Source organism: Roseovarius salis, from assembly GCF_044472985.1.
Lineage (GTDB): Bacteria > Pseudomonadota > Alphaproteobacteria > Rhodobacterales > Rhodobacteraceae > Roseovarius > Roseovarius salis.
The window spans coordinates 1-10,335 of sequence record NZ_JBISDG010000067.1; the positions used below are offsets into that span (position 1 = coordinate 1).

A 10,335-nucleotide genomic window follows, 5' to 3' on the forward strand; every position below is an offset into this window, starting at 1 on the left:
GGCCCTCTGGCGCTGGCGCGAGGTGCTCGCAGGGGGGGGCACGGCGGCGCTCGGGCTGTGGTGGAGCCTTGGCACCACGGGGCTGTTGCCGTGGCTGGGTGGCGTGCTGGTGCTGGCGGGTGCCGCGCTCGTCGCCGCGGGCGTCCAGAGGGCAAGGTTCCGCGGCGCCGCCGGCGGGCCCGGCGTGGTGCGCGTGGACGAGGGACAGATCGCCTATTTCGGTCCGCTGACCGGCGGCGTGATCGCCCTGAGCGAGATGAGCACGCTGGCGCTCGATCGCGGCGCGCGGCCGCCGCACTGGGTGCTTTCGCAGCCCGGTCATGACGAGCTGCGAATTCCGCTCAACGCGGAGGGCGCAGAGGCGCTGTTCGACGTGTTCGCCAGCCTGCCCGGCCTCAGGACCGAGCGGATGCTGGCCGAGATGCATCGCGACTCCGCCAAGCCGGTGGTGATCTGGAGACAGCCCGATAACGACGCTGCGAGGCTCGCCCGGCCGCATTGACACCCGGCCCGATTGGAGCCACTTGTGGCAACCGTCACAGCCCGCCGAAGCAGGAGGCCAACAACATGTCCATTCCCCAGTCCGGCGGCGGGCCGATCACCTCCATGGATCAGCTGGCCGGCTACCTGGAAGCAGGCTGCAAGCCGAAAGAGCAGTGGCGCATCGGGACCGAGCACGAAAAGTTCGGGTATTGCCGCGACACGCTGAAGCCCCTTCCATACGCCGGCGAACGGAGCATTCTTGCCGTGCTCGAGGGTCTGCGCGACCTGCATGGCTGGGCGCCTGTTTCCGAGGGCGGCAACCTGATCGGGCTCGAAAAGGACGGCGCCAATATCAGCCTGGAACCCGGCGGCCAGCTGGAGCTGTCCGGCGCGGCACTGGAGAACATCCACGAAACCTGCGACGAGGTGAACGCCCACCTGGCCGACGTGAAATCCATCGCCGACCGCGTCGGCGTGGGGTTCATCGGGCTGGGGGCCGCGCCGATCTGGACGCATGACCAGATGCCGATGATGCCCAAGGGTCGCTACAAGCTGATGACCGAGTACATGGACCGCGTCGGCACCATGGGCAAGTCGATGATGTACCGGACCTGCACCGTGCAGGTGAACCTGGACTTCTCGTCCGAGGCGGACATGGTGCAGAAGCTGCGCGTCGCGCTGGCGCTGCAACCCGTCGCCACCGCGCTTTTTGCCAACTCGCCATTCTTCGAGGGCAAGCCCAACGGCCACAAGTCCTGGCGCAGCCGCGTCTGGCGCGATCTCGACCCCGACCGCACGGGCATGCTGCCCTTCGTCTTCGACGAGGGGTTCGGGTTCGAGGCGTGGGCAGAGTACGCGCTCGACGTGCCGATGTATTTCGTCTACCGCGACGGCAAGTACATCGACGCGCTCGGGCAATCTTTCCGCGATTTCCTGAGGGGCGAGCTGCCGGCGCTGCCGGGCGAGACGCCGACGTTGTCGGACTGGGCCGATCACCTGACCACCATTTTCCCCGAGGCGCGGATCAAGAAATACATGGAAATGCGCGGCGCGGATGGCGGGCCGTGGCGGCGGCTCTGCGCGTTGCCGGCGCTGTGGGTCGGGCTGATGTACGAGCAATCCTCGCTGGACGCGGCGTGGGACCTGGTCAAGGGATGGGATGCCGAAACGCGCGAAGCGCTGCGGGTCGCGGCCAGCCGCGATGCCCTGGACGCGAAGGTGGGCGGTATCGACATGCAAGAGCTTGCGCGCGAGGTGCTGGAGATATCCGAAGCGGGGCTGAAGGCCCGGGGGCGCAAGGGCGCGGGCGGCATGATCCCCGACGAAACCCATTTCCTGAACACGCTGAAGGAAAGCGTGGACAGCGGACAGGTGCCGGCCGACGAGCTGCTGGCCCGCTACAACGGCGCCTGGGGCGGCGACCTGACCCGGATCTACGAAGAATACAGCTACTGAGGACGCCCCGCCGGTGGCACCGGCGCATCCGCCAGCAGGGCATGCGCCGCCCGCAGGTAAATGTCTGAATAGAGTTCGGCGACCTCCGCGGCTGCATGCAGCCCCGGCAGCCGCGCGGCGTAATCCTCTCGCGACATCATCGACAGGGCGCGGGCCATGTCCTCTTCGGTTTCGCAAAGGATCATGCCGGACACGTCCATGAAATCCCCGATATTGGGACAGCCCCAGTATATGGGAACCGTCCGGCAGAGCACGGCATCAAGAAGTTTCTCGGTGAAATAGTTGCGCTCGCGGGCGTTCTCTATCACCAGCGAGTACCGGTATGGGGCCAGCCCCTCGGCCTTGTCGGCGAAGGGCGCGTAACCGCGGCCAAGCACGGCTACATCGCACCCCTCGCGCCGGACGCGCTGCGCCATCGCATGCCGCAGGACATGGCCCTCCTGGCTGCGCTTTTCCGAGGCGATCAAAGAGCACGTGGCGTGCTTGGAAAGGTCGCGTTCGCGCCAATCCGACACCCATGCCCCGCCGCACGGAAAGAACAGGCCGTTCGGCAATCGGGCAAGCAGGGATTCATTGTAACTCAACACCCGGTGGAACCGGCTGGCAATGCGCGCCACGCGATGCTGTTTGGCCCCGTGGATCGCCTGCGGCTCGGCCATGATCACCGATACCATGGCCCGCGTGCCCATTACAGGCCATGAAAAACTGACATTCTGCGTGAACCCCACGACATGATCGCCCGGTCCGAGATCGGCAAGAGTGCTTCCCGGCGCGGCAAGCCGGCCCGGCCGCCCCAATGGCCAGCCCAGACTGTCAAGCGACACACGGCCTGCGCGCGCCCCGAGCTTGACGCCCGGGGGCAGCGTGGCAACTGCATGCTCGGTATACGACATCTCGCGGCTCCGCGTTGCGTCGCGCGGTCATAAGGCCAATACCGGGAAAGAACAATGCGCTGCCGCGGGCGATCGCCCGTGCGCGCGCCGGAGAGACCCAATGCGCCTGTGGTAAATACCACCTCAACCGCGATCGCCCGTGCGCGCGCCGGAGAGACACTATGTCTTGAGGCCGCTTCGATATACACTATTTACACGTTGCCGCGGCGAGCGGGCGCGCGTACAGCGCGTTCGCGGACCCGTGGACATGGCGGCGCTTTACCGGGGCGCCGTGGGCCGTTATCGGTAACCCGAGGGAAAACAGTGACCAACGTGACAACGATCTTGCCCGCGATCCCGAACTTCCAAGTGCATGTCCCGCCCCGTGGCGGTGCGGCATGACAACGGCGCGCGACGCCTTCATCGCGGCCATGCGGCAGGTCGCGGCGACCGTTACCGTGGTCACGACCGATGGTCCGGCCGGGCAGGCCGGTGCAACGGTGAGCGCCTTCACCTCGCTGTCGGCCGACCCGCCGTCGGTGCTCGTGTGCCTCAAGGCAGACAGCCGCATCGCGCGAACGGCATCGGCCAACGGGGTTTTCTGCGTGAACGTCCTGCCAGAGGACGCGGCCGACGTGGCGCGCGCCTTTGCCGGGGCGTTCGATGACCGGATGACCAGCCGCTTCGACGGGCTGGACATGTCCGCGACGGAATTCGGCCCGATCCTGCCGCGCGCGACGGCATTTACCTGCTCGCTGACGCATCGGCACGTACATGGCAGCCACGCCATATGCATCGGCGACGTCACGGGTATCTCGAACGCGGGCGAGCGACCCCTTACATACATGAGCGGGGCATTCCACATCGTCCGCCCGCAAGAGGCTTGAGTGCGGCCCCGATCAGGATCCGTGGGCAGCATGTAACAGGCCCGTAACACGACGGGCGAATCCGGGTAATTCCACTCTTCCATGCCGCGAAATGGATAAGGCTCGGCCTTATTGTCGTCCATTTCTTGCAGCTAGATCACGACAGAAGATCTGGAAAAGGGTCCGTGGGAATGGGACAATCAGGCAACTGGCACAGCGTTTCGCTTACCTCGAACGCGCTTGGCTTGACGGCGCGGGAGCGGTTCGAGCGGTTTCGCATGGAGGCCATCTCGGAGCTGGTGCTGCGGCTGGCCGGCGGTTTGATGGTTGCCGCCTCCACCATGCTGTGGCTGATACTGCCGCTGGACCAGAAATCGGACCAGATCATGTCCCACGGGCTGCTCGCGGCGCTGTTCACGGCCAGCGGCCTGGTTGTCTATGCCTTCGGCACCCGTGGCTTCCGCCGGCAAATCTCGCTGGACGCCAAGAACAAGATCCTGACGCTGACCAAGATCAACGTGAACGAACAGGGCCGGGTGATGCGCAACATCGAAATCGACCGCGTCGAGAGCCTGTTCCTGAGACGCCCGGCGGCGCGCATGGCACATGCCGCCCTGTATGTCCGCGTCACCGACCACGACGCGCCGCTTCTTGCCCTGACGGGCGACACGGCGGAGTTGGAGTGTATCCATCGCGAACTTTGCGACATCATCCAGCGCAGCGGCGCCCGCACGGAAATGGATCCCGCGCGGCCGGTCGTCCGGCCCGAGTTCGCGCGGCGGCTGCAATCCGTCCGCACCTGACCAGGGGGCCGGCCAGGATTGCAAACCCCTTATCCAGAGGTGCCGGCAGGCATTTTCAGCGCTTCGAAATTCTCCATCGTGAAGGGCAGCGCCGCCCCCGTATCGGGATCGAAAAGGGCCCGGTCAAGCGTGGTCAGCGGGCCGAAATACACATGCACCGCCTCGGATGGTTGCCCGCCCTCGGCAGTGACCTTGTGAATGGCGTCCTCTGGCAGCTCGATGACCTCGCCCTCCGCCGCCGTCAGGGTGCCGGTTTCCTGCAACCTGCCCCCTTCGCGGGTATAAAGGATGCTCTTCTCCGCCCCGGAATAGCAGGCGATCAACACCGGCAGCTGATGCTCATGCGCAGGCATTATCACGTCGGGCTGGAAACGTGAGCGCCAGATCGACAGCCGGCTGTCCTCGTAAAGGTTGATTTCGTCCGGTCCGCCCGGCGCGGTTTCCTCGCGCAGTTCCGCGGCATTTTCTTGCAGCGCATCGCACAGAACGGCGCGAACGGCCCCGCGGGGATCGGCATCCTCCGCCGCCGCACGAATCCTGCCTGCAAGCGTGTCGAAAATGGACATGGCTCGAAGTCCTTTATGCCGGCTCTGAAATGCGCCGGGAAGTGTGCAACCCGCCCCGGGGCCCTGTCCAGCACCTCGCCTTGCCCGAACGCAAAGGGGCCGCCCGAAGGCGGCCCCTGTCTTTCCGGCTGTGTCTTCCGCAAGGGAAGCTTACATCATGCCGCCCATGCCGCCCATGCCGCCCATGTCGGGCATGCCGCCACCGGCGGCGCCGCCGCCGTCGTCCTTCTGCGGCTTGTCGGCGATCATCGCCTCGGTGGTGATCAGCAGGCCGGCGATCGAGGAGGCGTCCTCCAGCGCGGTGCGCACGACCTTGGCCGGGTCGATCACGCCGTACTGGAACATGTCGCCATATTCCTCGGTCTGGGCGTTGAACCCGAAGTTCAGGTCGTTGGATTCGCGGATCTTGCCAGCCACGACGGCGCCGTCGACACCGGCGTTCTCGGCGATCTGGCGCAGCGGCGCTTCGAGCGCGAGCCGCACGATCTCGATCCCGCGGTTCTGGTCGACGTTCTCGCCGGTCAGGCCGTCGAGCGCCTTGGCACCCTGCACGAGGGCGACGCCGCCACCCACGACGATACCTTCCTGCACCGCGGCGCGGGTCGCGTTAAGCGCGTCATCGACGCGGTCCTTGCGCTCCTTCACCTCGGTTTCGGTCATGCCGCCAACCTTGATGACGGCCACGCCGCCGGCCAGCTTCGCCACACGCTCCTGCAGCTTCTCGCGGTCGTAGTCGCTGGTGGTGTCCTCGATCTGCTGACGGATCTGGGCGACGCGCGCCTCGATCTCGGAGCTTTCGCCGGCACCGTCGACGATGGTGGTCTCGTCCTTGGTGATCGACACCTTCTTGGCCTGGCCGAGCATGTCCATGGTGACATTCTCGAGCTTCATGCCGAGGTCTTCGCTGATGACCTGGCCGCCGGTCAGGATGGCGATGTCCTGCAGCATTGCCTTGCGGCGATCACCGAAGCCCGGCGCCTTGACGGCCGCGATCTTCAGGCCGCCGCGCAGCTTGTTGACCACGAGGGTGGCCAGTGCTTCGCCCTCGACGTCCTCGGCGATGATCAGCAGGGGTTTCTGCGACTGGATGACCGACTCGAGCAGCGGGACCATCGGCTGCAGCGACGAGAGCTTCTTCTCGTGCAGCAGGATCATGCAGTCCTCGAGCTCGGTGATCATCTTGTCGGAGTTGGTGACGAAGTACGGCGACAGGTAGCCGCGGTCGAACTGCATCCCCTCGACCACGTCGGTCTCGGTTTCCAGCCCCTTGTTCTCCTCGACGGTGATGACACCGTCATTGCCGACCTTCTGCATGGCGTCGGCGATCATCTGGCCGATCTCGGACTCGCCGTTGGCGGACACGGTGCCGACCTGTGCGACCTCGTTGCTGTCCTTGACCTCGCGTGCGGCGGACTTGATGGCCTCGACAACCTTGTGCGTGGCCAGATCGATGCCGCGGCGCAGGTCCATCGGGTTCATGCCGGCGGCCACGGCCTTCATGCCTTCCTTGGCGATGGCCTGGGCAAGCACGGTGGCGGTGGTGGTGCCGTCGCCGGCCTCGTCATTGGTGCGGTTGGCCACTTCCTTGACCATCTGCGCACCCATGTTCTCGAACTTGTCCTCGAGTTCGATTTCCTTGGCGACCGAAACACCGTCCTTGGTGATGCGCGGCGAGCCGAAGGACTTGTCGAGAACGACGTTGCGGCCCTTGGGACCCAGCGTCACGCGCACGGAATCGGCCAGCACGTTCACGCCCCGCATCATGCGGTTGCGGGCATCCGTGTCGAATCTTACTTCTTTAGCAGACATGTCAGTTTCTCCTGCAGTCTTGTTGTTGTGGGATCAGTTGACGATGCGCAGCCTTCAGGCGGCCTTGGCTTCCTTGCCACCCTCGATGATGCCGAGGATGTCCGTCTCCTTCATGATCAGAAGCTCTTCGCCGTCGATGGTGATCTCGGTTCCCGACCACTTGCCGAACAGGATGTGGTCGCCGGCCTTGACGTCCGGCTTGATGCGGTCGCCTTCGTCGTCACGGGCACCGTCGCCAACTGCGACAACCTGGCCTTCCTGCGGTTTCTCCTTGGCGGTGTCGGGGATGATCAGCCCGCCCGCGGTTTTCTCTTCGCTCTCAACGCGGCGGACAAGCACGCGGTCATGCAGCGGTTTAAATGCCATGTCTTTGGCTCCTTGGCTCAAAGTTGCTCCCTTTCAGGCCCGTTCGCCGGGCCGTTATCACTCACCCCCGGTGAGTGCTAACGCCGCATAGCTAGGGATTGGCGTGATCCCTGTCAACATCCGGTGAGCGAAAATCTTGAAAGGGATTTGCCCGTGGGCGGCGGGGCCCCTAGGGTGGTGTCATGACCCCGTCGGAAGGCGCCCGGATGGCGCGTGTGCTTGCCCTGATTCTGTTCATGCTGCAACCGGCTGCTGCCGTGGCGGAACGCTGCGAGGGACGGGACCTGATCGCTGCCCTGCCCGCGCCGGAGCGCGAGGCACTGCTGTCGCGGGCGTCGGCTGCGCCTTACGACGAAGGGCTGCTGTGGCGCGCCACGCGGCAGGATACCGAGATCACGCTTTTCGGCACCTATCACTTCCGCCACGCAAAGACCCGGGCGCATCTGGACCGGCTCAAGCCGCTGATCGCGCGGTCGGACACGGTTTACCTCGAGATGTCGCCGCAGGATCAAGAGCGCTTCGAGGACAGGCTCGCCCGGAGCCCCTCGCTCATGTTCATCACAGATGGCCCGACATTGCCCGACCTTCTGGGAGATGCCGACTGGCAGACGTTCCGGACCGAGATGGCAAAACGGCGGATCCCGGGGCTCATGGCGGCGAAATTCAAACCCGCATGGGCGGCGATGATGCTGGGGATCGGCCCGTGCGAGGCGCGGAACGGAGCCCTGGAAGGAAAGGGAATTGACGAGCTCGTGGGGATGGAAGCCCGCCGTGCGGGTATCAGGACGCGATCCCTCGAACGCTTCGACAAGGTGCTGGGACAGCTCGACGAGACGCCGCTGGACAAGCAGCTTGACATGATCCGCCTCACGCTCGACCTGCCCGCCGACGCGGACGACATGTCCTACACGATCCGGGAAAGATACCTTCGGGAGCAGACAGCACTGACGTGGGAATTCTCTCGCCACCTCTCGCTTGAACATGGCGGTCCCACGGCCGCACGGGATTTCGCGCGGCTCGAGAACGTCCTTCTGACCGGGCGCAACACGGCCTGGGTCGAAAAGCTGATGGCAGAGGCGCGGGGGCAGCGCGTGCTCGTGGCCGCGGGGGCGGGCCATCTGCCGGGTGAAGCCGGGCTCTTGCAGCTCCTGAGACGACACGGGTTCAGCATTCGGCGGCTGCCATTGTAACTCCGCCTGCTGTATAGGCCACGCATCCGACCTTTCACGGAGCGTGCCCATGGGCGGCCTCAAGGCTGACAGCAACCTGACCGACATGCTGGATCTCATCGCTGACGAAATGGGCGACGGGCAGATTTCACTGCGCGACATCATCGGCATCCTGGGCACTCGCAGCCTGACGCCGCTGTTGCTGGTACCTTGTATCGCGCTCGTCTCGCCGCTCTCGGCGGTGCCAGGGGTGCCGAGCCTTCTGGCGGCAATCGTGGGGCTCGTCTCCCTCCAGATGCTGAGCGGCCGCCGCCATCTCTGGCTGCCTGCGCTGCTTCTGGATCGTTCGCTCGATTCCCGCAGACTGGCCAGGATCATCTCGGTCATGCGCCCGGCCGTCGTGCGCGTCGACAGGGTGATCAACGAGCGAATGACCGTCCTGACGGACCGGCCATGGAACCTGCCGGCGCTGTGCCTTTTCTGCGTTGTTTCGTTCTTCATGCCGCTGATCGAGTTCGTGCCCTTTCTCACCTCGACCGTTGCCGGGGCGCTGACGCTTTTCGCGATCGCGCTCTTTGCACGTGACGGTATCTTGATGCTGGGAGGATACGCGCTGGTGGGGCTCGCGGGGCTGCTGATCGCGCGGGCGGTGAATTTCCTTGTCTGAGGCGCCCGCAAACGAGGGCCAGAAAGATGCCGCGGTGCAGCATGTGGTGGTGACAAGCTTGAACGAGATCCCTATAAGGCGCGCGAAATTGCCCTTTCAAGGATCTACTCCCATGAGCACACTCGTTTTCGGCCACAAATCCCCCGACACCGATTCCACCGGATCGCCCATTCTCTGGGCCTGGTATCTCAACGAGGTGAAAGGCGGCGACGCCGAGGCCGTCCTGCTTGGCGAACCCAACAGCGAGGCCGCGTTCATGCTCGACCGCTGGAGCCTGCCCAAGCCGCGCATCATCGAGGGCGTGGACGAGGGCCAGCCCTGCGTGGTGGTTGACACCAACAATCCCGCCGAGTTGCCCGAGACGATAAACGCCGCGGATGTGCGCGCGATCATCGACCACCACAAGCTGGTCGGCGGGCTGGAAACCAAGGGCCCGATCGACATTACCGTGCGCCCGCTGGCCTGCACCGCCACGATCATGATCGACCTGATGGGCGAGGACGCCGCGAAGATGCCCGACTGGGCCAAGGGCGCGGCGCTGACCTGCATCCTGTCGGACACGCTGGAGTTCCGCTCGCCCACCACGACCGACCACGACAGGGCCGTGGCAGAGCGGCTTGCCGCCGATCTGGGCCTGTCGATCCCCGATTACGCGGCCGAGATGTTCGCCGCCAAGTCCGACGTGTCGGCCTTTTCCGATGCCGAGCTGATCCGGATGGATTCCAAGGAATACGAGATGGGCGGCAAGAAATTCCGCGTCTCGGTGCTCGAGACCACGGCCCCCGAGCAGGTGCTGGGCCGCAAGGACAGCCTGATGCAGAGCATGAAGACCGTCGCCTCCGAGGACGGGGTGGACGAGGTGCTGCTGTTCGTCGTGGACATCCTGAAGGAAGAGGCCACGCTGCTGGTGCCGGGTGACCTGGTGAAAACCGTGGCCGAAAAGAGCTTCGGCGCCTCCGTATCGGGCGACACGGTCGTGCTGCCCGGCGTGATGAGCCGCAAGAAGCAGATCATCCCGAACCTGGCGGTGTAAGGGGCATAGAGGATTCGACGAAGGATCGCCTGCGGGCGATCCTTTTTGGTTTGGGTGAAGTAAAAAACTTATCTCGGCGACAGCGAAGAAACAAACAGCTCTGAAACGCTCACGAGCTTCAGCTTCGGTGAAACGCGATGCTTACCTTGACCTGCCACGGGATTTTTCCTCCACTTGGAACTAGAGTCCGACCCATCGAAGGGACGGAAAATGAAGCGATCAAGATTTTCGGAAGAACAGATCATC

General features: G+C 64.8%; 11 protein-coding genes. 7 read left to right on the top strand and 4 right to left on the bottom strand.

Going from position 1 to position 10,335, the window contains the following annotated elements; all coding sequences use genetic code 11:
* Both ACH13J_RS17495 and ACH13J_RS17500 read left to right on the top strand, forming a co-directional pair.
* Positions 1-502 (top strand): hypothetical protein (locus ACH13J_RS17495; protein ID WP_397544638.1); only part of this gene is annotated, 502 nt, incomplete at its 5' end.
* 65 nt (positions 503-567) lie between these two features.
* Positions 568-1,938, top strand: coding sequence for a glutamate--cysteine ligase (locus ACH13J_RS17500; RefSeq protein WP_397544639.1), 1,371 nt, complete (start codon positions 568-570; stop codon positions 1,936-1,938).
* Here ACH13J_RS17500 and ACH13J_RS17505 read toward each other — a convergent pair.
* Entirely contained in the window at positions 1,932-2,831 is a 900-nt protein-coding gene (locus tag ACH13J_RS17505; protein WP_397544640.1) for a glycosyltransferase family 10 domain-containing protein, read from the bottom strand. The two genes, ACH13J_RS17500 and ACH13J_RS17505, sit on opposite strands and share 7 nt — an antisense overlap.
* 377 nt (positions 2,832-3,208) lie before the next feature.
* Between ACH13J_RS17505 and ACH13J_RS17510 the strand changes: the two genes are divergently transcribed.
* Both ACH13J_RS17510 and ACH13J_RS17515 read left to right on the top strand, forming a co-directional pair.
* Positions 3,209-3,697 (top strand): flavin reductase, encoded by a 489-nt coding sequence (locus ACH13J_RS17510; RefSeq protein WP_397544641.1) that lies wholly within the window; start codon positions 3,209-3,211, stop codon positions 3,695-3,697.
* Positions 3,698-3,867: 170 nt separating this feature from the next.
* Positions 3,868-4,479, top strand: a complete 612-nt coding sequence (locus ACH13J_RS17515; RefSeq protein ID WP_397544642.1) for a hypothetical protein — start codon at positions 3,868-3,870, stop codon at positions 4,477-4,479.
* Between the two features lie 29 nt (positions 4,480-4,508).
* Here the strand turns inward: ACH13J_RS17515 and ACH13J_RS17520 are convergent, their stop codons facing one another.
* The 3 genes from ACH13J_RS17520 to groES all read right to left on the bottom strand — a co-directional run bounded on the left by ACH13J_RS17520 (position 4,509) and on the right by groES (position 7,220).
* Positions 4,509-5,045: a hypothetical protein gene (locus ACH13J_RS17520; RefSeq protein ID WP_397544643.1), complete on the bottom strand. Its 537-nt coding sequence runs from the start codon at positions 5,043-5,045 to the stop codon at positions 4,509-4,511.
* Between the two features lie 150 nt (positions 5,046-5,195).
* Positions 5,196-6,854, bottom strand: coding sequence for a chaperonin GroEL (groL, locus tag ACH13J_RS17525; RefSeq protein ID WP_397544644.1), 1,659 nt, complete (start codon positions 6,852-6,854; stop codon positions 5,196-5,198).
* 54 nt (positions 6,855-6,908) lie between these two features.
* The gene (groES, locus tag ACH13J_RS17530; protein ID WP_397544645.1) at positions 6,909-7,220 is read right to left on the bottom strand and encodes a co-chaperone GroES; all 312 of its coding nucleotides are present in this window, start codon (positions 7,218-7,220) and stop codon (positions 6,909-6,911) included.
* 182 nt (positions 7,221-7,402) lie between these two features.
* On the opposite strand from groES, the gene ACH13J_RS17535 reads away from it, so the two are divergent.
* From ACH13J_RS17535 to ACH13J_RS17545, 3 genes are all read left to right on the top strand, one after another.
* Positions 7,403-8,410 carry a TraB/GumN family protein gene (locus tag ACH13J_RS17535; RefSeq protein WP_397544646.1) on the top strand — a complete coding sequence of 336 codons (1,008 nt, stop codon included), beginning with the start codon at positions 7,403-7,405 and terminating at the stop codon, positions 8,408-8,410.
* Positions 8,411-8,459: 49 nt separating this feature from the next.
* Positions 8,460-9,056, top strand: coding sequence for an exopolysaccharide biosynthesis protein (locus ACH13J_RS17540; protein WP_397544647.1), 597 nt, complete (start codon positions 8,460-8,462; stop codon positions 9,054-9,056).
* Between the two features lie 112 nt (positions 9,057-9,168).
* Positions 9,169-10,089 carry a manganese-dependent inorganic pyrophosphatase gene (locus ACH13J_RS17545; protein WP_397544648.1) on the top strand — a complete coding sequence of 307 codons (921 nt, stop codon included), beginning with the start codon at positions 9,169-9,171 and terminating at the stop codon, positions 10,087-10,089.
* Positions 10,090-10,335 lie beyond the last annotated feature (246 nt).

What these genes read in the sequence shown, in the direction of transcription:
- ACH13J_RS17500 (WP_397544639.1), top strand. Translation starts at nt 568, where the DNA reads ATGTCCATTCCCCAGTCCGGCGGCGGGCCGATCACCTCCATGGATCAG.
- ACH13J_RS17505 (WP_397544640.1), bottom strand. Translation starts at nt 2,831, where the DNA reads ATGTCGTATACCGAGCATGCAGTTGCCACGCTGCCCCCGGGCGTCAAG.
- ACH13J_RS17510 (WP_397544641.1), top strand. Translation starts at nt 3,209, where the DNA reads ATGACAACGGCGCGCGACGCCTTCATCGCGGCCATGCGGCAGGTCGCG.
- ACH13J_RS17515 (WP_397544642.1), top strand. Translation starts at nt 3,868, where the DNA reads ATGGGACAATCAGGCAACTGGCACAGCGTTTCGCTTACCTCGAACGCG.
- ACH13J_RS17520 (WP_397544643.1), bottom strand. Translation starts at nt 5,045, where the DNA reads ATGTCCATTTTCGACACGCTTGCAGGCAGGATTCGTGCGGCGGCGGAG.
- groL (WP_397544644.1), bottom strand. Translation starts at nt 6,854, where the DNA reads ATGTCTGCTAAAGAAGTAAGATTCGACACGGATGCCCGCAACCGCATG.
- groES (WP_397544645.1), bottom strand. Translation starts at nt 7,220, where the DNA reads ATGGCATTTAAACCGCTGCATGACCGCGTGCTTGTCCGCCGCGTTGAG.
- ACH13J_RS17535 (WP_397544646.1), top strand. Translation starts at nt 7,403, where the DNA reads ATGACCCCGTCGGAAGGCGCCCGGATGGCGCGTGTGCTTGCCCTGATT.
- ACH13J_RS17540 (WP_397544647.1), top strand. Translation starts at nt 8,460, where the DNA reads ATGGGCGGCCTCAAGGCTGACAGCAACCTGACCGACATGCTGGATCTC.
- ACH13J_RS17545 (WP_397544648.1), top strand. Translation starts at nt 9,169, where the DNA reads ATGAGCACACTCGTTTTCGGCCACAAATCCCCCGACACCGATTCCACC.